Raw genomic sequence first — 22,418 nt, 5'->3', positions numbered from 1 at the left:
CTTGTATCGAGATGCGTGGTCTTGCACCGCCGACGATGCAAGACCACGCAGTTCGATGCAAGGTCGCAACGGTCCACGCGTTCAGTCGCCGTCGATGCCGTAGAGGCGGGCCCAGTTCTCCCGGCTGGTCAGTTCGGGCATCGCAGCCCGGTACTCCCGCTGCAGGTCGGGCAGGTCCTTGCGAAGTTTGCGCAGCGTACGGAAGGTGCGCCACAGAAGGGCCTTGGCGCGGGCCTTGTCCCGGCGGCGGACCCGGACGCCGGACTGGGAGGCGTCGGTGACGACCACATGGTCGAACAGCGAGACATGCCACCAGTGCGCGTCCTCCCGGGTGACCCCGATCAGGCCGTGCTGGGTGCGGCCGAACCACTGTCCGATCGCCCGCTTGATCAGGATCAGGGTGTCCCGGCTCGGCTCGCCGCCCGCGCGCCGCACCCGGACATCGGCCGAGGGCACCGGCGGCGCCGACGCGGGATGCTTGATCGTCTCCGGGTAGTCGGCGCGGCTGGTCCGGGCGGCGGTGAGCGCTTCGACGCCGCCGTCCCGCAGCACCTGCGGGCCCTTCAGGAAGTCCTCGATGCCCTGCAGCGTGGTGTGGACCAGTCCGTACTGCATGGCGACCAGGAGTTCGGCGATGTAGCGGAACAGCTGCCGGGTGATCGCCGTGCCGTCCAGGTCGGTGTGCAGCGAGCTGACGATCAGCGAGTTACGGGTGCTGAAATAGCGGGCCCAGTCGTCGTAGTCCTTCCAGTAGAAGTCGGCATGCCACACCGCCGCGTTGGGCAGGGTCACGGTCACGAACCCGTTCTCCCGGGCCCGCAGGCCGTATTCGACGTCGTCCCACTGGAAGAAGATCGGCACCGGCAGCCCGATCTTCGCGACCACCTCGGCCGGGATCAGACAGGTCCACCAGGCGTTGTAGCCGGCATCGACCCGGCGCTCCTGTTTCTTCTTCAGCATGGAGGTGTTGCGCAGCGCCTTGGGCACCTTCTGGCCGTGCTGCAGCTTGTCCAGCGCTACGTCCTCGGCGCCGACATTCAGGTAGTCGGGATTGAGCAGGAACAGCATCTGCGCACCGACCAGCGTCGGCTCCACGGTGAGATTGGCGAAGGCGCGCAATCGCAGCACGGTCTCCGGCTCACAGAGGATGTCGTCGTCCATCAGGATGACATCGGCATGCTCGTTCGCCGCCGACACCTCGTACAGTCCGCGGGTGAACCCGCCGGCCCCGCCCAGGTTGGGCTGGCGCAGATAGCGCAGCTTGTCCCCGAAATCGGGACGCACCTGCTGGAACAGCGGCCGGCTCTCCACCAGGTCGGTGCCCTGGTCGACCACGTACACGGCATCGATCGTGTCGAGCACGGTCTCGTCGGAGGCCAGCGCGGCGACGGTGTGTGCACAGTCCTCGGCCCGGTTGAAGGTGCAGATCGCGATCGCGACCGGGCGCACCTGTTCCGGGGCGGCGGCGGTCCAGCCGAGTTCCGCGACGGTGAGCGCACCACCGACCGCATCGAACTCCAGCCACAGCGCGCCACCGTCGACGAACTGGTCCAGCGGCGCGGACAGGGTGATCACACCGTCTGCATCGACGGCAGCACTGTCCACGATGCGGCGGTGCCCGGCGATATCCGAGGCGACCAGCCGCACCCGCGCGGACTTCTCGACGCCCAGCACCATCGTCGCCTGCACCTCGGTGACGGTGGTCCAGCGCTGCCAGTAGGAGGCGGCGAACCGGCCGAAGTAGCTGTTGGTGTGGGCGGTGGTCCCCTTCTCGAGGCGCAGGCGCAGGCGCTCCCGAGAGGCGGCGCCCGAGGTGACGGCGTACAGCTCGTCGCTCACTCGCGGCGAGGGACCGCTGAACACCCCGCGCTGCAGCACGAGCCGGGCCGGGGCCGGTTCGGCCGGTACGACGCGGTTGTTCTCGACCGAGGCCCGCTCGGTCGATTCGGTTACGGCCTGGTCAGCCGACTGCTCCATGAAGTCCTCGAAATCCTTCGCACGATCAACGCCCGGAATGCCGCACACGGCGGGGCGAGAATATCAATCACGAACCTTTGCCGCCGCGCCGCCGCGCTCCGGTTCCGCGGTACCGGTGAACACGAACTTGTCGTAGGCCCAGTACCGGAACACCACCGCCACGATCTGGCCGATGAGCGTGCCGGAGATGTTGTCCGGCACCGGACCCGCCAGGTCCAGCACATACCTGGAAAAGCCCAGGCAACCCAGCTGCAGCCCGATGGCGATGACGTTGAATACCGCATACAGCAGGTATTCGCGACCCGGATTGTCGGTCTGCTTGTGCGAGAACGTCCACCATTTGTTCCCGAAATAGGTGACCACGGTGGCCACCGCGATCGCGATGATCTTCGCCGGCAACGGTGCGTGGTAGAGCAACCCTTCCTCGAAGGAGAGCCCGCCGCCCCAGAAGACCAGCAGGTTGTAGGTGCCGGCGTCGACCAGGAACCCGATCGCGCCGACCACCAGGAAGGCCGAGCCCTGCCGCAGCGCGGTACGCACCCGATCGAGGAGCGGGGCCGGGGCATCGGAGCGTTCGGGGACCGCAGATCCTGGCTGTGACACGCGGCCGACGGTACCGCAGCAGGTCATCGGTCCGACCGGGCGCGCACGAGGTAACACTGCCTGCACGACCCGGGCACCCGACCGGTACTCTCCCGATGATCCCTGAAACCGCCGACATCGAGGATTGACCCGGGTGGATACCGCCGATCTCCGCATTGCCGCAGTGGTTCCGTGCCACAACGAGGAGGCCGCCGTCGCGAAGGTCGTCAGCGACCTGTCGGCCGCCGTTCCGGGCATCGTCGTCTACGTCTACGACAATCTCAGCACCGACCGCACCGCCGAGCGGGCCCGCGCGGCCGGGGCGATCGTCCGGTACGAGAACACCAAGGGCAAGGGCAACGTCGTCCGGCGGGCCTTCGCCGATATCGACGCCGACATCTACGTGATGATCGACGGCGACGACACCTACGAGGCCGCCGCGGCCCCGATGATGATCGAGAAACTGCTGGAAGGGCCGTACGACCACGTGCTCGGCGTGCGCCGCGAGGACCACTCCGGCACCGCCTACCGCTCCGGGCACGAGACCGGCAACAAGGTGCTCAACGGCGTCGTCGGCAAGGTGTTCGGCGAGAACGTCGAGGACATGCTGAGCGGCTTCCGGGTGTTCTCCCGGCGGTTCGTGAAGAGTTTCCCGGCGGTCTCGCGTGAGTTCGAGATCGAAACCGAACTCACCGTGCATTCGCTGCACCTGCGGGTACCGCAGACCGCCGTCGAGGTGGGTTTCCGGGACCGGCCCGCCGGCAGTGAATCGAAACTGCGCACCTACCGGGACGGCACCAAGATCCTGGCGCTGATCGCCGGGCTGGCCCGGCACGAGCGGCCGGTAGCGTTCTACGGCCTGTTCGGAACGCTGGCCTGGCTCGTCTCGGTGATCCTGACCGTGCCGATCGTCATCGAGTTCGCCGACACCGGCCAGGTGCCCCGCTTCCCGACCCTGTTCCTCGGCTTCACTCTGCTGCTGCTCGGCAGCCTCGCCTGGACGGCGGGCCTGATCCTGGACGGCATCCGGCGCTCCCGGCACGAGGCGGCCCGCCTCGTATACCTGCGCTACCCGTCCGTCGCCAGGGACTATGCGGCTCCGGCAACCGGTGACACCCCGACGGACACGACCGGCGCCATCCGCCACATCGGCACCGCTGCCGAAACCGAGCCGGCAGCTGCCGCGGGCACGGCGGCCGACGAGCACGCGCACTCCCGTAGCAGCACCGACGCCGAAACTCGGACGCGCACCACCGACGCCACATCGAACCAGGGCACTGCCGACGCTGGCGCCATGTCGGACGGGCACACCGCCGACACCGGCGCCACATCGGACGGGGCCGGCGACGGTACCGCCGCCCGCAGCGGAGTGGCTCGATGACGGCCGCTACCGATGCTGCGGCACCGGCCACCGGTGACGCCACGGCTTCGGCCGGGCCGGATACTCGACGCGCCCGGATGATGCGCCCGCTGCAGCGGCTCGGCGACCGTTTCGGCGCGGCCACGGTGGCATTCACCGTGCTGGCCGCCGTTTTCGGCACCGTCTTCGCGGTGCTGACGCCCGCGTTCTGGGGGCATGACGAGATCACCCAGTTCGGACGGGCCTATCAGGTGGCGCACGGCGGGGTGCTGCCGCAGACCATCGACGACGACCGCGGTATCGCCTACGGCGGGCAGATCCCGGTCAGTGTCGACGCGCTGATGGGCTACGCCTTCCGCGACTACAACGACAATCCCGAGGAATCCGCACAGCCGAACGCGATGGTCGCCGACCCGGGCGCCTACGACCGACTCGGTGCCGCACCGGTCTCGGACGAGACCACGCAGATGTGGTTCACCAACACCGCGGCGTATTCGCCGGTGCCGTACCTGCCTGCGGCGGCCGGGATCGTGGTGGGCGAGGCGCTCGGCCTCGATGTCGGATCGCTGTTCCTGCTGACCCGCTTCGCGGGCCTGCTGGCCTATCTGGTGATCGTCGGATTCGCGTTGTACGCGCTGCGCGGGCGCCGGATCCAGTGGCTGGCCGCCACGGTGGCGCTGCTGCCGATCGCGGTATTCCAGGCGGGCACGGTCACCGCGGACACGGTGACCAATGCGCTGGCGATCATGGTGTCGGCGCTGCTGGTGCGGGCGCTGTTCCTGGGCGAGCAACTCACCCGCGGCCAGACCGCTGCCCTGCTGGCCGCAGCCGTCGCGCTGCCGCTGAGCAAGCCGACCTACGTGCTGATCGCGATGCTGGTCGTGGTGGTCCCGGCCGACCGGCTCCGGCTGACCGGCCCGGACGGGTTGACCGGCAAGCTGCGCCTACTGCCCTGGCTGTTCGCCGGGATCGGCGCGATCGCCTTCCTGATCTGGACCAAGATCGCCGCCCCGACCGGCGAGGGCATGAGCATGATGCGGCCCGAGCACCAGTGGTACACGGTGCACCCGGGCGAGCAGCTGAAGGGTGTACTCACCGACCCCCTCGGTTTCGGGCACACCTTCGCCGAGAGCATCGCCCTGCGCGACCAGGTGTGGTTCACCCAGTTCTTCGGTGAACTCGGGTTCGCATACGTGGACGTGCCGGCGATGACGGTGGTGGCCTGCCTGCTCGCCTTCGCGGTGAGTGCCGGGATCGCCGAACGTCTGAACCCGGCGACGGCAACCTTCCGGCGTACCCTGATCGTGGCGCTGACCGTCGCGGCGAGCGTGGCGATGGTCTACGTAACGCTGTACATGTCCTTCACGCCGGTCGATTTCTACATCATCGACGGGGTCCAGGGCCGGTACTTCGTTCCGCTGGCCATCCTGGCATTCGCGGCCCTGCTGCGCTGGATGCCGCTGCGGCTGACCGACGAATCCGGCCGCACCCCCACCCGCGGCCCGGCGATCACGGTGGTGGCCGCCTGCACCGTCGCGCTGGTTGCAGCCGTTGGCACTTATTACACGAACGTCTGGGGCTGAACCTGCGCTATTCGCACACTTCCGGCCCGAAACCTGCCGAAACGCGGGTGGGGGCCTCGGTTGTGTGCGAATAGCGCAGACCCGGCCTACAACACTCGCTCCCCCGCAGCCGCATAGGCCCGCTCGGTAACCTCCTTGTGCGGCCGCCACCAGGATTCGTTGTCCCGATACCAGGCGATCGTGTCCCGCAACCCCGCCCGGAAGTCTTCGAACTCCGGCCGCCAACCGAGTTCGGTACGCAACAGGGTGGCGTCGATGGCGTAGCGCTGATCATGCCCGGGCCGGTCGGTGACATGGTCGAAATCGTCCGCCGGGCGGCCGAACTCGTCGAGCAGCAGCCCGATGACCGACCGGTTGTCCAGCTCGCCGTCGGCACCGATCAGATAGGTCTGCCCGATCCGGCCGCGTTCCAGCACATCCCAGACCGCGCGGTTGTGGTCGTGTACGTGGATCCAGTCGCGGACCTGCCGACCGGTGCCGTAGAGCCGCGGCCGCCGACCGTCGATGAGGTTGGTGATCTGGCGCGGGATGAACTTCTCCACATGCTGGTAGGGGCCGTAGTTGTTGGAGCAGTTCGACAGGGTGGCCCGCACGCCGTAGGAGCGGATCCAGGCCCGCACCAGCAGATCGCCCGCGGCCTTGGTGGCCGAGTACGGGCTCGACGGGTTGTAGGCGGTGGCCGGGGTGAAGGCCGGTTCGTCCGCGGTGAGGTCGCCGTACACCTCGTCGGTGGAGACGTGATGGAAGCGCACATCGTGGCGGCGTACCGCCTGCAGCAGCGCGTAGGTGCCGACGATGTTGGTCTGCACGAACGGCCACGGCTCGGTGAGCGAATTGTCGTTGTGCGATTCGGCGGCGAAGTGCACCACCGCATCCACGCCCGCGGTCAGCCGGTCCACCAGCGCCTCGTCGGCGATATCGCCGTGCACGAAGTCGATCCGGTCGGCCACCGGGGCCAGCGATGCCCGATTGCCCGCATAGGTCAGCGCATCGAGCACGGTGACCCGCACATCGGGCCGCGCGGCCACGGTCTGCGCAACGAAGTTCGCACCGATGAATCCGGCCCCGCCGGTTACCAGCAATCGCACGCCGCCAACGGTACGCCGACGGCATCGAACCCCACGATCCCACCGTGCCCCGGGAAACCGACGCCGCCGACAGCGGGCATCCCGGCGCCGACGCCGCCCGGGTCACCGACTTCACCGGTGACCCGGGTGACCAGCCGGTCGTCCGCCGCCGCCGATCCCGTCGAACCGAGCGAGACAGCAGACACCCGGGCACCCGCTCACTCTCCGGAGGATCCAGGCCGTGCCAGCACAGCATCGACCGATCGCCGGGCCCCGATCATGGAAACCGAATGGCACCGTCGAGGAGAACCTGGACCGCAACCTTGTCGACCCTGTTGTGCATAGCCGGACCAATGGCGAGTCCGGGACCATGCGTCCGGATCACGACCCCGGACACCGCGTACCGATACCGGCACGCGGCCCCCGGGGCAGCTCGGGTAGATCGGTCGGCCTGCCCGTCGGCTCCGGTCAGGCGGTTCGGGCGCCGCTCATGCTGGTGTCGACGGCATTGCGGACGAACTTGGCTACCCGGCCCAGGACGCTGCGGCTCTCCGGCATGCCCGGCAGGATGCTCATGAAGGCGTGCACCTGGCCGCGCCACAGTTCGACCGTGTTCGGGACGCCGGCCGCGGTGAGGCGATGCGACATGAGTTCGCTGTCGTAGCGCAGCAGTTCGTCCTCGGCGGCGACCAGCAGTACCGGTGGCAGACCGGCCAGGTCTCCGTTGGTCGGGGACAGCGCCGGATCCAGCGGGCCGTCGCGTTCGGCGCCCATCCGGACCACCGCTTCCAGGCCGGACAGCGGGATGTAGGCGTCCCGGTCGACATTGACGTAGCCGCGCTTGGCGGCGTAGTCGAGGTCCAGCAGCGGGCTGAGCCCGACCAGGCCGGCCGGCACCGGCAGGCCGATTTCGCGGGCGCGCAGCGCGGTCGCGAAGGCGAGGAAGCCACCCGCCGAGTCACCGGCGAAGACGATCCGGGCCGGATCCGCGCCGTGCCGCAGCAGCCACCGGTAGGCCAGGACACAGTCGTCGATCGACTCGGTGATCATGGTGCCCGGCAGCTGCCGGTATTCGACGTGCAGCACCGGCAGCCCGGTCCGGCGGGCCAGCCCGGCCACGATCGGGCGGTGCGACTGCAGCCCGCCCACCGCGAATCCGCCGCCGTGCAGGTAGAGGACCGCGCCGTGGCGCAGCGCCCGGGAGCCACCGGCGGGCCGCACGATCTCCATCACGAATCCGGGCATCCGGACCTGCTCACGTTCGATGCCCTGCGGCTCCGGGCGCAGCCGGGTGAGCACCTCCACGGCGGCGGCCCCGATCGGGACGGTGGCGCGGTTGATCGGCACGGTGCGCAGCAGCGGGCCGACGACACCCCGGCAGGCGGCCATGAGTACTCGGGAGGGTGAGCTGGGCGGCATGCTCCGGATCACCAGTCCGGGTTCCGGAGCAGTCGTGTTGTGCCGGGCCAATGCGTCCGTTGCGGCCGGGCGGCCGATCTTCGTCACTGCCATCGCGCACCTCCTCACTCAGGCGCGCCGCACCCGGCCGTCACCGGCGGACGAGGTGTCGACGCTGACATCTCACACATTGATGTTTCAGAACACCGCGGTCCAGAACACCATGCTGACGTGATCTATGCAACAGTTATCGCCCGGTGAGCAGGAGATGAAACGCCGCAACCGCCGTCGTGACCGTTTCGTAGACATGTCGGAACCACCCCGTCTCCGCAGGACAGTGGCTGGCCTACGCTGAACCGCATGCGAGGAATCGTCCTGGCGGGCGGCACCGGCTCCCGGCTGCACCCGATCACCCGCGGTGTCAGCAAACAGCTGGTCCCGGTCTACGACAAGCCGATGGTCTACTATCCGCTGTCCACCCTGATGCTCGCCGGCATCACCGACATCCTCGTCATCACCACCCCCGAAGACGCCGAGGCGTTCACCCGCCTGCTCGGCGACGGCAGCCAGTTCGGCATCAGCATCGACTACGTGGTGCAACCGGAACCGGACGGCCTGGCCAGCGCCTTCGTCCTGGGTGCCGACCACATCGGCACCGATTCGGCCGCGCTGGTGCTGGGTGACAACATCTTCCACGGCCCCGGCCTCGGCACCGGCCTGGAACGCTTCCACGACATCGACGGCGGCGCCGTCTTCGCCTACCGGGTGTCCGACCCCACCGCCTACGGCGTCGTCGAATTCGCCGACGGGCGAGCCGTCTCGATCGAGGAGAAGCCGAAGGCGCCGCGCTCCAACTATGCGATCCCCGGCCTCTACTTCTACGACAACGACGTGGTGCAGATCGCGCGCGGTCTGCGCCCCTCCGCCCGCGGCGAGTACGAGATCACCGATATCAACCGCGCCTACCTGGAACAGGGCCGGCTACACGTGGACGTGCTGGCTCGTGGCACGGCCTGGCTGGATACCGGAACCTTCGATTCCCTGCTCGACGCCGCCAATTATGTGCGCACCATCGAAGAACGCCAGGGCCTCAAGATCGGCGTACCGGAGGAGGTGGCCTGGCGGCGCGGCCTGATCGACGACGAACAGCTACGGGCCCTCGCCGAGCCGATGGTGCGCTCCGGCTACGGTGACTACCTGCTCGACCTGCTCGACCGCGGCGTAGATTGGTAACCGGTATGGAGATTCGCGAACTGTCCGTCCCCGGCGCCTGGGTGGTGACCCCCCGCCTGATCGGTGACGACCGCGGCGTGTTCTGCGAATCGTTCAAGGCCTCGGAATTCGAGAAGGCCACCGGCCGTCCGCTGCGGCTGCAGCAGGTGAACACCTCGGTTTCGGCGGCCGGTTCACTGCGCGGTATCCACTACACCGACGACCCGCCCGGCCAGGCGAAATACGTCACCTGCGTGCGCGGCGCGTTCTGGGATGTGGTCGTGGACCTGCGGCCGGGGTCGCCGACCTTCGGCCGGTGGGACGGGGTCCTGCTCGACGATGTCACCCGCCGGTCGGTGTTCCTGTCCGAGGGGCTGGGGCACGCGATTCTGTCGCTCGAGGACGACTCCTGCATCACCTATCTGTGCAACCTCGAGTACCAGCCGGAACACAATCACGACCTGGACGCCTTCGATCCCGCGCTCGGCATCGAATGGCCGACCACCGGCCGGGACGGACGGCCGCTCATCTACACCCGGTCGGCGAAGGATGCGGCCGCCCCGCGGCTACCCAGTGATCAGAATTCGCGCACCGCGACCGAGCGGATCTCGTCGAACGCTGCCTCGTAGCGCGCCACCTCGACCGGCTTGTCCACGTATTCGGGCCCGGTGAACCCGTCGATGTAGACCACCGGCGGCTCGGACAGCCCGGCCGCATCGTCGGCCCCGAACTCCATGATGGTGAACCGGCCGGTCATCAGCCCGGCGTGGTACGGCGCGTCGGCCGGGGCCACCCGGATATCGATGGTGGGGTGGTCGGCCAGCTCCTTGAGCCGGGTGAGCTGCGCGGCTGCCACCCGGGCGCCGCCGACGGCACGCCGCAGCACGGGCTCGGCGAGCACCACAGCCAGCCGCAGCGGCGATTCGACCGCCACATGCCGATCCTGCCGCGCGGCGCGCAGTTCCTCGCGCCGGTCGATCTCGGCCGCGGTGAGTTCCGGCTCCGCCCGCTCCAGAATCGCCCGGTGGTAGTCCGGGGTCTGCAACAGTCCGGGCACCACGCCGTCGGCGTAGATCGACAGCCCGGCGGCCGCCTCCTCCAGCCCGATATAGGACTCGCCACCCTCCGGGATGACATCCCCGTATTTCACCCACCAGCCGCGGGCCTTGGTCTCCCGCGCCAGCGCCGCCAGCGCCGGGACCAGGTCCGCGGGTGCTCCGTAGATCTTGCACATCGCCTCGACGTCGAGACTGCGCAGCGAGGTCTGCCCGGTCTCGATCCGCCAGATCTTGGCTTCCGACCATTCCAGCCGCTGGGCCGCGGTCCGCGTGGTCATCCGCGCCCGATTGCGCAGATCCCGCAGATGCCGGCCGAGCTTTCGACGCGGCATCGTGGAACCGGTAGTTGCCTGCGGTGAAGCCATACTTCCCCCCTGTTGAACCCGAATACGACCTCCGCGTACTGCTTACGGAGGCCCCCAACCTGCGATCCGATATCTCAGGATGCGGGCAGCATTGTTTCACAATGAATCGGCCACCGGCCAGGCCTACTTTCGGGACCCCTTCTTCCGGAACCGCCAGAACTGGACGGCGCGAACGTCTTCGGAGAGCTGGTTGACCGGTTCGGCGACATCGGACAAGGCCTGGAACAGCCCGTCGGCCAGATCCCCGATGTGTTCGACCCGGCCGGCCAGCCGGGCGGCGTTGTCGGCGAATTCCAGCATCAACCGCACCGATGCGGCGATGGTCAAGCCGAGCGGCACCGCGAGCAGCGCAGCGACGATGCCCAGCACCGCCGACACCCGCCACATCAGCACGGTCAGGGCGATCGGCAGGGCGATCCCGAAGGTGACCACCCCCAGGATGTAGGCCAGCGGCAGCAGGGTGCGGGTGGCCGATCGGTGGAACTGGACGTCGAGCAGGGCCCGGATGGTCTCGGCGCTCCACTCGCGAAATGCGTGCGGGCCGCTGTGGGCCGTATCGTCGTCCGGTGTTCGATCCGGTTCTGGATCGGCGGTGGTCTCGGGCAGCCGGACTTCGGTCTCTTTCCAAGACAGCCAACGTGACTCGGCAACGTAGTCGTCCGGATCGAGGTCCGGCCCCCCGGCCTCGGCGGAGTCTTCGGTCATACCCGAGGATCCTGCCCGGTTTCCGACGGTTGGCCAACCGCCGATCACCCCGGAAGCGATAGCCGCGGCTGCCTAGGTGAGACCCGAACAACAATGCCGAGATTTTTTTGTATCGATCCGTAACGCGACCGGCCCCTCCGGCCGATACGTCCCATGGAAGCACGACCTGAACTTGTTGCGGGGAATGGAGAAGACAGTGCGCACGACGTTTCCGACCACCGTCCCGGCGGCCGAGATGGCCGCGGCTGCGCAGGACTACAGCGAGCGTGGCTGGACGGTTGCCGAAACGGCCAACGGCCTGTGCCTGATCACCGATGCCGAGCTGGCGGCCGTCGAGGTCACCGGCCCGCTGGCCGCCGAGGTGCGCCGCTACCTGCGCGCGAACGATCTGACCGGCCCGGTCATCGAGATCCCCGGCGCCGAGCGCCGGGAGATCCACCTGGTCACCGGCGTCGCCAAGGCCGGCGCGGCCATCGAGGCGATGCGTGCGGCCGGCGCCACTGTGCACACCGACGGCGCCAGCGTGCCGCTGCCGCCGACCCTGCTGCCGAGCGGTAGCGCCTCCTGGGGTGTGGCACCGAGCGAGGCCCGCTGGGTTCCGCCGGTGGTCGCCCTGGGCGCGGCGGTCCGCTCCGCTACCACCCGTAAGCGGGCCCGGCTGACCCTGGCCAGCTAGACCCTCCCCCGCGGCTCGGCACATACTTTCCGAGACCCGCAGGCTGCCGATCCCCGCGGCGACCTGCGGGTTTTCGGCGTTTCCCGGGTTCGGCGAAAACAAACCAATCAGTCGGTTTGTGGTACCCGCGAATCCCTTTGGGAAAACGTCACTTTCGTCCGATTTACCGAACTGGACCCGGCCCGTAACCCGGTCACCTCCCCTACACTCGAACGAGACCCAGCTCACCACCGGGTTTCGGCACGAGATTCGCATCACGACCACGTTCGGAACGGCAGAGGGAGCCCACGGATGGCCGGCATTCCCAGTGGCAGCGACGGCGAGCACGAACTACAGCGCCGCCTGCGAACCGAGGACCGCGCACAACGCTTCTACGACGACCAGGTACTGGACCACCTCAACCCCACGATGATCGAGTTCGTCGGCCGGATGGAGATGGCATTCATCGCCACCGCGGACAGCCTCGGCGAATGCGATGCCAGCTTCCGGGCGGGCGCCCCGGGATTTCTGCACGTCATCGACGAGAACACCCTCACCTACCCGGAGTACCGGGGCAACGGGGTGATGGCCAGCCTCGGCAATATGGTCGAGAACCCGCATGTCGGCATCCTGATGATCGACTTCATCCGCGACCAGATCGGCCTGCACATCAACGGTTCGGCCCGGCTGGTCAGCGACGAGGACCTCCGGGAAACCATCACCGACCTGCCCGAATCCCGCCGCGGCCGGGCCGCGCAGATGTGGGTGGTGGTCGACGTCGAGGAGGCCTACATCCACTGCCGCAAACACATCCCGCAGCTGGCCCCCGTCGATCAGGACGTACGGGACTGGGGCACCGACAACATCCGGGCCAAGGGCGGCGACTACTTCGGCGTCAAGGACCAGAAACAGGCGCTGACCGTGCCCGTCGCGGCCCGGGCCGGCTGATCAGCGCAGCCGGAAGATCACCACGCGCTGCACCACGAAGTTGATCACGGTGGCCGTCCCCTGCGCCACCACGAACGCCAGGGGCTGCCGCCACCACTGCTCGGGCAGCGCGAAGTACAGCGCGGAATTGATCCCCACCTGCACCGCGAAGGTCACCGCATACAGCAGCACCACCGCCACGAACCGGGCCCGACTCGGTTCCGCCTGGAAGGTCCAGCGGCGGTTGATCAGGTACGCGGTGGAGGTACCGGCGATGAAGCCGAGTGCCTTTGCACCGGCCACCGGCAGGCCGCCCAGCACCAGCAATGCGGTGTAGAGGCCGTAGTCGACGACCGCGGAGAGGCCGCCGGTCAGCACGAAACGCACGATCTGCGTCTTCAGGTCGACCTCGGCACGGGCCGGCGCCGCGGCGGTCTCGGGTTGGACTTGCACGCCGACGAGCGTAACCGGTGGGCGACCGGGCGAGTATCTCACTACAGGCTGTAGTTGAGACCCGCCGCGAGTCGCACGATGCATGTAGCCTCTATGCCGATGTCCACGAACGATCCGACCACCACCGGCACCTCCGGGCTCCCCACACGGACCCGGACACTGACCGGATGGGGTCGCACTGCACCCACCTCAGCTGAAGTGCTCTCGACCGACGATCCCGAGCTGATCGTCAAGGCCGTGACCATGGTCGCCGAGGACAACGACAGCAAGCCCGCCCACCTGCGCCGCGGCGTGATCGCGCGCGGGCTGGGCCGCTCCTACGGCGACCATGCGCAGAACGCGGGCGGGCTGGTCATCGACATGCCGGCGCTCAACCGGATCCATCGCATCGACCGCGACACCCGGCTGGTCGACGTCGACGGCGGGGTGAGCCTGGATCAACTGATGAAGGCCGCGCTACCGTTCGGCCTCTGGGTGCCCGTACTACCCGGCACCCGCCAGGTCACCATCGGTGGCGCCATCGCCTCCGATATCCACGGCAAGAACCATCACAGCGAAGGCAGCTTCGGCAACCACGTCCGCTCGATCGACCTGCTCACCGCCGACGGTGCGGTGCAGCGCGTCTCCCCGCGCAAGAACGCGGAGCTGTTCTGGGCCACCGTCGGCGGCAACGGGCTGACCGGCATCATCCTGCGGGCCACCGTCGAGATGGCGCCGACCGAGACGGCGTACTTCCTCAACGACGGCGTGAAGACCGGCACGCTGGACGAGACCATCGCGGTGCACAGCGACGGCAGCGAAGCGGACTACACCTACTCGAGCGCCTGGTTCGATGTGATGAACCCGCTGCCCAAGCTGGGGCGCGCCTGCCTCACCCGGGGCCGGCTGGCCAAGGTCGACGAACTGCCCAAGAAGCTGCGCCGCAACCCGCTGAAGTTCGACGCACCACAGCTGCTGACCGTGCCGAACATATTCCCCAGCTGGACCGCGAACCGGCTCAGCCTGGGGATGGTCGGCGAGGCGTACTACGCCATGGGCGGCACCTACACCGGCAAGGTGCAGAACCTGACGCAGTTCTACCACCCGCTGGACATGATCGCGGAATGGAATCGGGCCTACGGCCCGGCCGGGTTCCTGCAGTACCAGTTCGTGGTCCCCACCGAGGCCGTCGATGCGTTCAAGCAGATCATCATCGACATCCAGGCCTCCGGCCACTATTCGGCGCTGAACGTGTTCAAGCTGTTCGGCCCGGGCAACAAGGCCCCGCTGAGCTTCCCGATGCCCGGTTGGAACATCTGCGTCGACTTCCCGATCCGGCCCGGTCTCAACGAGCTGGTCGCCGATCTGGACCGGCGGGTCCTGGAGTTCGGCGGCCGCCTGTACACGGCGAAGGATTCGCGCACCACCGCCGAAACCTTCCATCAGATGTATCCGCGGATCGACGAGTGGATCAAGATCCGCCGCAGCGTGGACCCCGACGGTGTATTCATGTCCGATATGGCCAGGAGGCTGGAGCTCCAGTGATCAATGCAGTAGGCAACCCGCAGACCATCCTGCTGCTCGGCGGCACCTCGGAGATCGGGCTGGCGATCTGCGCCGAGTACCTGAAGAAGGGTCCGGCCGCGATAATCCTGGCCACCCTGCCGGGCGATCCGCTGCGTGAGGACGCCGTCGCGAAGATGAAGTCGGCCGGTGCGAGCAAGGTCGAGGTGATCGACTTCGACGCGCTCGACACCGACAGCCATCCGAAGGTGGTCGACCAGGCCTTCGCCGAGGGCGATGTCGACGTCGCGATCGTGGCGTTCGGCGTGCTCGGCGACGCCGAGGAGCTGTGGCAGAACCAGCGCAAGGCGGTGCAGGCCGTCGGCATCAACTACACCGCCGCCGTCTCGGTGGGCGTGCTGCTCGGCGAGAAGATGAAGGCGCAAGGGCACGGCCGGATCATCGCCATGTCCTCGGTCGCCGGCGAGCGGGTGCGCCGCTCGAACTTCGTCTACGGCTCCAGCAAGGCCGGGCTGGACGGGTTCTACCTGGGGCTGGGCGAGGCGCTGCGCGAGTACGGCCCGCGGGTCACCGTGATCCGTCCCGGCCAGGTGCGCACCACCACGACGCTGGAGCATTGGAAGGCCACCGGCGCCTCCGAGGCTCCGTTCACGGTGGACGCCGAAGACGTTGCCGCGCTTGCGGTGGCCGCCTCGGAGAAGGGCAAGGAGCTCATCTGGGCGCCCGGCGAGGTGCGGTTCCTGATGTCGGCGCTGCGCCACGTGCCCCGGCCGATCTTCCGCAAGCTGCCGCTGTAGCGGCTTGCCCCCGGACACCTCCGTTAGGCTGGCCCGCGAGTTCGGGTCGGTGACGAAAGGCGAAGGGTGCAGGCGCGGATGGTGACGCAGGTTGCAGGGCACGATGCTTCACTGACTCGACGGGTGGCCCGGGTCGCCGGGGAAGCCCTGGCGGCCGCCCTGGTCGCCGTGGTGGTCGCGGCCGTCGGTCTCACCGCCTTCTCGATGGTGGAGTGGCCGGCGTTCAACTCCGCCAACGTATTGCGCGCGCTGACCACGGTCGGCCAGGTCGGCGCGGTCGCGGTGCTGATCGCCGCGATCGTGCTGCTGCGCCGGCACAGGTGGCCGTGGGTGGCGAAACTGCTGTCCTGGGCGGGCCTCTCGGCATTCGTCACCGTGACGCTCGGGATGCCGCTGGCGGCCACCAAGCTGTACCTGTTCGGCGTCTCGGTCGATCAGGAATTCCGCACCGAGTACCTGACCCGGCTCACCGACAGCCCGGCGCTGCGGGATATGACCTACGCCGAACTGCCGCCGTTCTACCCGGCCGGCTGGTTCTGGATCGGCGGGCGGGTCGGCAACCTGCTCGGCATGGACGGCTGGGAGGTGTTCAAGCCGTATGCCATCGGCGCCCTGGCCGTGGCGGCGGTACTGGCGCTGGTGCTGTGGAGCGAGCTGATCCGCGCCGACTGGGCCGTCGCCGTGTCGGGTGCGGTCACCGCGTTCGCCATCAGCTATGCCGCCCACGAGGCGTACAGCGCGGTGCTGATCGTGTTCATCCCGCCGGTGCTGGTGCTGGCCTGGGGTGCACTGCACCGGCCCGGACCGCGCGGAGGTTCCGCGGGCGGCTGGGGCGCAACGATCGGCACCGGCCTCTTCCTCGGCCTGGCCGCCTGCTTCTACACCCTCTACTTCGGTGTCATGGCGTTCACGCTGGGGCTGATGGGGCTACTGGCGGCCTGGTTGTCGGTATGCGCGGCGCGTCCGAGGTCGCGGGGTCGCCGCCGACACGGCTCGACGGCAGTCGACGCCCCGGCCGGAGCGACCGACGATGTGGCGGCATCCGATAACGGCCGGCGGAACTCATCCGGCGGCGCGTCCGCCTGGCGGGCCGCGCTGCCCCCGTTGATCAAACTGGTCGTGATGGGCGCCATCGCCGGCGTCCTGGCGCTGCTGGTGTGGGCGCCGTATCTGCTCGAAGCGCTGCGTGGCAACCGGGTCACCTCCGGCGCCGCCTGGCACTACCTGCCCGAATCCGGCGCCGAACTGCCGCTGCCGATGGCCGAGTTCTCGCTGGTCGGCGCGTTCTGCCTGCTCGGGGTGGTGTGGCTGGTACTGCGGGCGGGATCCTCGCGGCGGGCGCAGGCCCTCGGTATGGGTGTGCTCGCGGTCTACCTGTGGGTGCTGTTGTCCATGCTGGCGACGGCGGGCGGTATGACGCTGCTCTCGTTCCGGCTGGAGCCGATCCTGCTGGCCTTGCTGGCCGCGGCAGGCGCCTTCGGATTCGTCGAAGGTGCCCGGGCCGCCTATCAGGCCTTCAACGAACCGGCCCCGCTGCGGACGGCGGCGGCCGTGGTGGCGGTCCTGGGAACGCTGGCCTTCGCGCAGAGCATCCCGGAACATCTGGCCCCCGAGATCAACACCGCCTACACCGACACCGACGGCAACGGTGACCGCGCCGATCGCCGCGCTCCCTCGGCCGTCACCCACTACGCCGAGGTGGACGCCACCCTCCGGGAGCAGACCGGCCGGCCCCGGGACGAGACGGTGGTGCTGACCGCCGACACCACCTTCCTCGCCTACTACCCCTACTTCGGCTTCCAAGCGCTGACATCCCACTACGCCAACCCGCTCGCCGATTTCACCGGCCGCGCGGAGCTGATCGGAGACTGGGCCGAACTGGACACTTCCGCCGAACTGCTCGAGGCCCTGGACTCTTCGCCGTGGCGCGTCCCGGACGCCTTCCTGTTCCGCCGCGCCGGCGACTCCTATACGTTGCGCCTGGCCCGCGACGTCTACCCCAACGACCCCAATGTCGAGCGCTACGTCGTCGCGTTCCCGCAGGAGCTGTTCACCGACCCCGCCTTCACCAGCACCGATATCGGCCCGTTCACCCTGGTGACCGTGCAACGCTGACTGCTCGGGGTCCGAAGATGTACAATTTACCGGTCGAGATTCTCGATTCCTGTACAGGAGGCGGCCGTGTCCCTCACCCACATCGATATCGATGACGATTCCCTCGAACAAGCGAAGAAGCTCGGTGGACACCGGACAAAGACCGCCGCGGTAGCCGCTGCCCTCGCCGAGTACAACGAACGGCGCACCCGTGCCGCTGCGTACCGGAAGTACTTCGACCTCGCGCGCGACTGGGACATCGAAGGCGCCGAGGCTGCCCACCGAGCCGAGAAGGATCGTTTCGCACCGTGATGGTCGGATATCTGCTCGATTCATCCGCCCTGGGGCGCATGCTGCGCGACGAGGAAGTTCACGATCGGTGGCTGGATCCGGTTCAGGACGGCCACCTGCGATCGTGCTACCCCCAGCGCTCCGAGTTCCTGGCCTCGGCCCGTAACTTGAAGGAGTCCGCCACGCTGTGCGAGATGTTCGACACCCTCTACCAGGATGTCTCGGTTCCGAAGTCGGCCGGGATGTGGATCGCGGGTCTACAGCATCGTGCTGCCCAGTTCGGTGGTCTGCGTTGCCTGTCGGCAGTCGACCTGCAGATCTGCGCGACGGCCGCCTATCACGGGCTCGTGATCGTGCATGACGATCGAGATTTCGTGACTGCGGAACGGCTGGCAACCGAGCTTCGGCAGGTGAACGTTCACGAGGGTCCGCTGGAGTCCGGCTGGGCGTGACCCGGCGCAGGGAGCTGCAAGCGGCCGAGGCCGCCACTACACTGACCCATACGCCTGTGGTCGCCGCCGGAATCCGGTGGACGGCGTTCGACACTCGTACGTGATCGATCCGGGGCCTCGATCCCCCGACCGGAGGAGGACGTATGTCCCATCCGTTTCCGCTCGACCCCCTGCATACGAAGGTGTGCCTGACCGGCATGAACTGCCGGTGCCCCAGCATCAGCGTCTTCATGGCGCCGGAACCGCTGGTGCGTGGCGGTTGCATGCTGCACCTGGTGGAACAGGACCCGGTCGCAGAGCGAAAACGGATACCGGAACGCGATTCGGAACTGGTCGCGCTGATCCAGGCCGCCGCCATGCCGCTGAGCCGCCACGATCTGGTGCACACCCAGTTGCTCGCCTTCCACCCGGCCCGGCACGAATCGGCCCGGATCCGGGCGGTGCTCAACGATCACCTGATATCCGACCCGGCTCCGGTGGGGCTCGACGCAGACGACCCGGCCGAACTCGCCCGGCTGGAGGAACTACCCGAACATCGGATCGGCCCGCGCCGGATCGACGACTTCCAGGCACATTCCGTCCGGCAGGCCATGGCGGCGGTGTACCGGCATTTCGAGATCGACCAGCGGATCCCGCTCGTGTACCACGGCTACGCCGACCCCACCGAGGGCTGGTTCGCGCTCCGCGCCTCCTCGGCCTGACGGGGCGGCACCGGTGCGGCGAGCTAGGCCGGCGCTCGGCCGGCGAGCGTCAGCGCGGCCAGTTCCTGCCAGTCGGCCGCCCCACCAGCCGACGCCGCCTCGGTGAACCGGTCCGCGCCGAGACGGTGACGTGCCGCCTGCTCGATCCGGGCCACATCCGGCAGCGAACGGTCCGGCAAGCCGGCAGCCGCGGCGCTCGCGGCCAGGAGTTGTGCGGCCTGCTCGGGCCGGTCGGTGCGGAGCGCGAGGTCCGCGACACCGACGAGTACCTGGGCGATCAGCGGCACATAGCCCGCCGCGGAGGCCATCCGGACGGCCTGGGTGAGGTGCTTGCGGGCCTCGCCGGGTCCGGCTGCCAGATAACCGAGCAGCAGCTGTGCGGCGGCACCGATGTAGCCCTGATCCGCGGCGCCGCTCAGGGTGGATGTCGCACATCTGACCTGGCGGTGGGCCTGGTCGGTATCGCCACGCCAGCGCGCCAGTTCGGCCTGCCACAGGGCGAGTTCGGCGAGCGCATCCGGCCACCCGGACCGATCCGCGTACCGCTGCGCCTCGGCCATAGCGGCCGCGCTGGCCTCGGCATCACCCAGCAGCCAGAGCAGCTGGGCCTGGCGGGCGCGGATCAGGAATATGTCCTCGAGCGCGCCCACCTCGGTGACCACCGTGATCGCCTGGTCGAGAAGTTCGCACGCATCGGCGAACTCGCCACGGGCGGCCATCCGGTTGGCTACCTCGGTCAGGGCGAAGGACATCCCCCAGCGCTCGCCGATATCCCGGAACTCGGCGAGCGCCGCCGCCAGATATTCATCTGCCGCGCGCACTTCCCGGCCCAGCATGATGCGCATCTTGCCCATCTGCAGCCGGGCGAGCGCCCGCACCCATGGATCGTCGTCGTCGAGCAGCGGTTCGAATGCCGTCAGCACCGCATCCGGCCCCTGCAACATCCGTTCCAGTGCGGCCGTGAATCCGAGCAGCGGATGTTCGCCCGTACTGCGGCGGCGCAACCGATCGGCCCGTTGGATCCATTCCGCCGTCCGGTGCTCGTCGGCAGGCCCGGAACTCATGAAATGCACGACCAACCCGAACACCCTGGCCCGGATCTCGTCGTCGCTCTCGCCGGGGATCTCGGCGGCCGCAGTGACCAGCTCCATCCCCTCGGCCTTGTGTCCGCTGAGCCACCAGTACCAGCCCGCGGCCGCAGCGAGCCGCACGGCACCGTCCGCATCACCGGCGGTGAGTGTCCCCCGCATGGCTGCAGCGATGTTGTCGTGCTCGGCCGCGAGGGTACCGAGCCAGTCCAGTTGTTCGGCGCGGCGAAGATGCGGTTCGGCGGTTTCGGCGAGCGCGGTGAAGTACGCGAGATGCGCGCGCCGCGCCGACTCCGATTCACCCGACTCCGACAGCCGTTCCGCGGCGTACTGCCGAATGGTGTCGAGCATCCGGAAGCGCGGTTCCCGGGATGGGCCGTCCGGCGATGTGTGCAGCAGCGATTTCTCGGTCAGGGTGGTCAGCAGCTCGAGCACCTCCCACTGCTCGAGCACAGCGGCCCCGGACTCGGGGTCCGCACACACCTGTTCGGCGGCCGCCAGGCTCGCACCGCCGGAGAAGACCGCGAGCCGGCGCAGGACGATCCGTTCGGCCTCGGTGAGCAGCTCCCAGCTCCAGTCGACCACCGCACGCAACGTCCGATGATGGGGCAGCGCGATCCGGCTTCCGCCGGTCAGCAGGCGGAATCGATCATCGAGACGATCGGCGAGCTGTTCGAGGGACATGGTGCGCAGTCGCGCCGCGGCCAGCTCGATCGCCAAGGGAATCCCGTCGAGTGCCCTGCAGATGCGCGCCATGGTCGCCCCGGTCCGGGCATCGTCCGGGAGGTCCTTGCGCACCGCACTCGCCCGATCCCGCAGCAGTTGAACGGCGGGGGAGGACTCGACCTCGCCGGGTTCTGCTCGCTCCTCCGGCAACGCCAGCGGCACCACCTGCCACAATGCCTCGCCTATCAGGCCGAGCGGTTCCCGGCTGGTGGCGAGGATCCGCAAGCGCGGACACTCGCCGAGGAGGCGATGGGCGAAAACCGCCGCGGATTCGATCACGTGCTCGCAGTTGTCCAGGATCAACAGCGTTTCGCGCTCCCGGATCGACCCGATGAGCCGATCCATCGGTTCCGCATTCGGCGCTCCGCCGAGCAGCGCATCCCGCAATCCCAGTGCCGCGACCACCGCTTGGGCAAGACCGTTAGCACCTCCCTGGCCGGTCCCGCCGGGGGTCCGGTCGCCATCGGCCTCGACGGCGGCGAACTCCACCAGCCACGCGCCGTCCGGCAGGTCGGCGAGCAGGGTGCGGGCCGTCTCCAGGGCGAGCCTGGTCTTTCCCGAACCGCCGGGGCCGGTCAATGTGGTGAGCCGATGGTCGCCGATCAGCTCCCGCACGACCGCGATATCGGCGTCCTTGCCGACGAACCTGGTCAGCTCGGCCCGCAGGTTGGTACTGCGGTCGCTCTCCGGAGCACCGACCTCACCGCGCAACAGCGCGACATGCAGGTCGGCGAGCTCCGGCGCGGGGTCCACGCCCAAGGTGTCGGCGAGTTCCTCCCTCGCCTGCTGGTAGACGACCAGGGCCTCGGAGCCACGTCCCGCGGCGCCGAGCGCCCGCATCAGTGCGGCCACCAGACGTTCGCGTACCGGATGCCGGGCCACCAGTTCGGTCAGTTCGCCGACCAGGTCCGCACCCCGGCCGAGCCGGATCTCCGATTCGTAGCAGTCCTCGGTCGCCGCCAGGCGCAGCCCCTCGAATCGGGTCACCACCGCGGCGGCCGCTGCACTGTCCGGGCCGTCCTGCAGGAACGGGCCGCGCCACAGTTCGAGGGCCGCACGCAGCAGCCGGGCCCGGTGCGTGTCGTCGCCGCCGCGAGCCTGGTCGAGCAGCCCCTCGAAGCGAACGGCATCGACCTCGTGGGGTTGCACCGTCAGCCGGTAGCCGCCGGCCTGCCCGTCGAGCGATCCGTCCGGCAGCATCCGCCGCAACCGGGAAACCAGTGCCTGTAGTGCATTGGCGGCATCGGCGGGCGGCTGCTCTCCCCAGATCCAGTCGATCAGCGTCGATTTCGAGACCGCCCGGCCGGGCTCGAGCGCCAAGGCGGTCAGCAGTGCCCGCAACCTGATACCCGGGACCTCGATCGTTTCCCCGTCATCCGCCCGGATATCGAGCGGTCCAAGCATCCCGATCTGCACCCGGCCAT

The 22,418-nt window shown here is 68.7% G+C and carries 21 protein-coding genes; 12 read left to right on the top strand and 9 right to left on the bottom strand.

The features are described 5' to 3' along the window. Positions 1-81 precede the first annotated feature (81 nt). Both AC1HFH_RS02315 and AC1HFH_RS02310 read right to left on the bottom strand, forming a co-directional pair. Complete coding sequence (locus AC1HFH_RS02315) at positions 82-1,977, bottom strand: glycosyltransferase (protein ID WP_480245780.1); 1,896 nt, start codon at positions 1,975-1,977, stop codon at positions 82-84. 63 nt (positions 1,978-2,040) lie between these two features. Continuing rightward, positions 2,041-2,580, bottom strand: a complete 540-nt coding sequence (locus tag AC1HFH_RS02310; RefSeq protein ID WP_480245779.1) for a GtrA family protein — start codon at positions 2,578-2,580, stop codon at positions 2,041-2,043. Positions 2,581-2,713: 133 nt separating this feature from the next. On the opposite strand from AC1HFH_RS02310, the gene AC1HFH_RS02305 reads away from it, so the two are divergent. After that, positions 2,714-3,940 (top strand): glycosyltransferase, encoded by a 1,227-nt coding sequence (locus AC1HFH_RS02305; RefSeq protein ID WP_480245778.1) that lies wholly within the window; start codon positions 2,714-2,716, stop codon positions 3,938-3,940. Next, positions 3,937-5,502, top strand: a complete 1,566-nt coding sequence (locus tag AC1HFH_RS02300; RefSeq protein WP_480245777.1) for a DUF2142 domain-containing protein — start codon at positions 3,937-3,939, stop codon at positions 5,500-5,502. Before AC1HFH_RS02305 ends, AC1HFH_RS02300 begins: the two co-directional genes overlap by 4 nt. An 86-nt stretch (positions 5,503-5,588) precedes the next feature. On the opposite strand, the gene rfbB is transcribed toward AC1HFH_RS02300, so the two are convergent. From rfbB to AC1HFH_RS02285, 3 genes are all read right to left on the bottom strand, one after another. Next, on the bottom strand, positions 5,589-6,590 hold the full coding sequence (gene rfbB, locus AC1HFH_RS02295; RefSeq protein ID WP_480245776.1) for a dTDP-glucose 4,6-dehydratase: 1,002 nt from the start codon (positions 6,588-6,590) through the stop codon (positions 5,589-5,591). Then, positions 6,575-6,775, bottom strand: coding sequence for a hypothetical protein (locus AC1HFH_RS02290; protein WP_480245775.1), 201 nt, complete (start codon positions 6,773-6,775; stop codon positions 6,575-6,577). The genes rfbB and AC1HFH_RS02290 overlap by 16 nt, the downstream gene beginning before the upstream one ends. Before the next feature lie 262 nt (positions 6,776-7,037). Beyond that, the gene (locus tag AC1HFH_RS02285) at positions 7,038-8,081 is read right to left on the bottom strand and encodes an alpha/beta hydrolase (RefSeq protein ID WP_480245774.1); all 1,044 of its coding nucleotides are present in this window, start codon (positions 8,079-8,081) and stop codon (positions 7,038-7,040) included. 246 nt (positions 8,082-8,327) lie between these two features. Between AC1HFH_RS02285 and rfbA the strand changes: the two genes are divergently transcribed. Beyond that, positions 8,328-9,200, top strand: a complete 873-nt coding sequence (gene rfbA, locus AC1HFH_RS02280; protein ID WP_480245773.1) for a glucose-1-phosphate thymidylyltransferase RfbA — start codon at positions 8,328-8,330, stop codon at positions 9,198-9,200. 5 nt (positions 9,201-9,205) lie between these two features. Next, complete coding sequence (locus AC1HFH_RS02275) at positions 9,206-9,808, top strand: dTDP-4-dehydrorhamnose 3,5-epimerase family protein (RefSeq protein WP_480245772.1); 603 nt, start codon at positions 9,206-9,208, stop codon at positions 9,806-9,808. Here the strand turns inward: AC1HFH_RS02275 and AC1HFH_RS02270 are convergent. Both AC1HFH_RS02270 and AC1HFH_RS02265 read right to left on the bottom strand, forming a co-directional pair. Next, on the bottom strand, positions 9,757-10,569 hold the full coding sequence (locus AC1HFH_RS02270) for a helix-turn-helix domain-containing protein (RefSeq protein ID WP_480245771.1): 813 nt from the start codon (positions 10,567-10,569) through the stop codon (positions 9,757-9,759). The two genes, AC1HFH_RS02275 and AC1HFH_RS02270, sit on opposite strands and share 52 nt — an antisense overlap. 156 nt (positions 10,570-10,725) lie before the next feature. Further along, positions 10,726-11,307 carry a DUF4282 domain-containing protein gene (locus tag AC1HFH_RS02265; protein ID WP_480245770.1) on the bottom strand — a complete coding sequence of 194 codons (582 nt, stop codon included), beginning with the start codon at positions 11,305-11,307 and terminating at the stop codon, positions 10,726-10,728. A gap of 196 nt (positions 11,308-11,503) precedes the next feature. Between AC1HFH_RS02265 and AC1HFH_RS02260 the strand changes: the two genes are divergently transcribed. After that, the gene (locus AC1HFH_RS02260) at positions 11,504-11,983 is read left to right on the top strand and encodes a hypothetical protein (protein ID WP_480245769.1); all 480 of its coding nucleotides are present in this window, start codon (positions 11,504-11,506) and stop codon (positions 11,981-11,983) included. Positions 11,984-12,274: 291 nt separating this feature from the next. After that, positions 12,275-12,910, top strand: a complete 636-nt coding sequence (locus tag AC1HFH_RS02255) for a pyridoxamine 5'-phosphate oxidase family protein (protein ID WP_480245768.1) — start codon at positions 12,275-12,277, stop codon at positions 12,908-12,910. On the opposite strand, the gene AC1HFH_RS02250 is transcribed toward AC1HFH_RS02255, so the two are convergent. Next, entirely contained in the window at positions 12,911-13,342 is a 432-nt protein-coding gene (locus AC1HFH_RS02250) for a GtrA family protein (RefSeq protein WP_480245767.1), read from the bottom strand. 93 nt (positions 13,343-13,435) lie between these two features. Here AC1HFH_RS02250 and dprE1 point away from each other — a divergent pair, with 93 nt between their 5' ends. The 6 genes from dprE1 (at position 13,436) to AC1HFH_RS02220 (ending at position 19,180) form a co-directional block, all read left to right on the top strand. Beyond that, positions 13,436-14,866 carry a decaprenylphosphoryl-beta-D-ribose oxidase gene (gene dprE1, locus AC1HFH_RS02245; protein WP_480245766.1) on the top strand — a complete coding sequence of 477 codons (1,431 nt, stop codon included), beginning with the start codon at positions 13,436-13,438 and terminating at the stop codon, positions 14,864-14,866. Next, entirely contained in the window at positions 14,863-15,642 is a 780-nt protein-coding gene (dprE2, locus tag AC1HFH_RS02240) for a decaprenylphospho-beta-D-erythro-pentofuranosid-2-ulose 2-reductase (RefSeq protein ID WP_480245765.1), read from the top strand. Before dprE1 ends, dprE2 begins: the two co-directional genes overlap by 4 nt. Before the next feature lie 78 nt (positions 15,643-15,720). Next, positions 15,721-17,757 carry a galactan 5-O-arabinofuranosyltransferase gene (locus AC1HFH_RS02235; protein WP_480245764.1) on the top strand — a complete coding sequence of 679 codons (2,037 nt, stop codon included), beginning with the start codon at positions 15,721-15,723 and terminating at the stop codon, positions 17,755-17,757. A 66-nt stretch (positions 17,758-17,823) separates the two neighbouring features. Then, positions 17,824-18,048: a type II toxin-antitoxin system VapB family antitoxin gene (locus AC1HFH_RS02230; RefSeq protein WP_480245763.1), complete on the top strand. Its 225-nt coding sequence runs from the start codon at positions 17,824-17,826 to the stop codon at positions 18,046-18,048. After that, complete coding sequence (locus tag AC1HFH_RS02225; RefSeq protein WP_480248017.1) at positions 18,048-18,479, top strand: PIN domain-containing protein; 432 nt, start codon at positions 18,048-18,050, stop codon at positions 18,477-18,479. The genes AC1HFH_RS02230 and AC1HFH_RS02225 overlap by 1 nt, the downstream gene beginning before the upstream one ends. Positions 18,480-18,622: 143 nt before the next feature. Next, positions 18,623-19,180, top strand: coding sequence for a hypothetical protein (locus tag AC1HFH_RS02220; RefSeq protein ID WP_480245762.1), 558 nt, complete (start codon positions 18,623-18,625; stop codon positions 19,178-19,180). Between the two features lie 23 nt (positions 19,181-19,203). On the opposite strand, the gene AC1HFH_RS02215 is transcribed toward AC1HFH_RS02220, so the two are convergent. Continuing rightward, positions 19,204-22,398: an AfsR/SARP family transcriptional regulator gene (locus AC1HFH_RS02215; RefSeq protein WP_480245761.1), complete on the bottom strand. Its 3,195-nt coding sequence runs from the start codon at positions 22,396-22,398 to the stop codon at positions 19,204-19,206. Positions 22,399-22,418 lie beyond the last annotated feature (20 nt).

The organism is Nocardia sp. KT25-26, assembly GCF_056627695.1.
The sequence above is the reverse complement of the archived record's forward strand: the minus strand, read 5'-3'. Positions and strand labels throughout refer to the sequence as shown.

Excerpts from the sequence above, each read along its gene's own strand:
- AC1HFH_RS02235 (WP_480245764.1), top strand. The coding sequence starts at position 15,721 with ATGGTGACGCAGGTTGCAGGGCACGATGCTTCACTGACTCGACGGGTG.
- AC1HFH_RS02255 (WP_480245768.1), top strand. The coding sequence starts at position 12,275 with ATGGCCGGCATTCCCAGTGGCAGCGACGGCGAGCACGAACTACAGCGC.
- rfbA (WP_480245773.1), top strand. The coding sequence starts at position 8,328 with ATGCGAGGAATCGTCCTGGCGGGCGGCACCGGCTCCCGGCTGCACCCG.
- dprE1 (WP_480245766.1), top strand. The coding sequence starts at position 13,436 with ATGCCGATGTCCACGAACGATCCGACCACCACCGGCACCTCCGGGCTC.
- AC1HFH_RS02300 (WP_480245777.1), top strand. The coding sequence starts at position 3,937 with ATGACGGCCGCTACCGATGCTGCGGCACCGGCCACCGGTGACGCCACG.
- AC1HFH_RS02270 (WP_480245771.1), bottom strand. The coding sequence starts at position 10,569 with ATGCCGCGTCGAAAGCTCGGCCGGCATCTGCGGGATCTGCGCAATCGG.
- AC1HFH_RS02265 (WP_480245770.1), bottom strand. The coding sequence starts at position 11,307 with ATGACCGAAGACTCCGCCGAGGCCGGGGGGCCGGACCTCGATCCGGAC.
- AC1HFH_RS02215 (WP_480245761.1), bottom strand. The coding sequence starts at position 22,398 with ATGCTTGGACCGCTCGATATCCGGGCGGATGACGGGGAAACGATCGAG.
- AC1HFH_RS02220 (WP_480245762.1), top strand. The coding sequence starts at position 18,623 with ATGTCCCATCCGTTTCCGCTCGACCCCCTGCATACGAAGGTGTGCCTG.
- AC1HFH_RS02225 (WP_480248017.1), top strand. The coding sequence starts at position 18,048 with ATGGTCGGATATCTGCTCGATTCATCCGCCCTGGGGCGCATGCTGCGC.
- AC1HFH_RS02315 (WP_480245780.1), bottom strand. The coding sequence starts at position 1,977 with ATGGAGCAGTCGGCTGACCAGGCCGTAACCGAATCGACCGAGCGGGCC.
- AC1HFH_RS02275 (WP_480245772.1), top strand. The coding sequence starts at position 9,206 with ATGGAGATTCGCGAACTGTCCGTCCCCGGCGCCTGGGTGGTGACCCCC.
- AC1HFH_RS02285 (WP_480245774.1), bottom strand. The coding sequence starts at position 8,081 with ATGGCAGTGACGAAGATCGGCCGCCCGGCCGCAACGGACGCATTGGCC.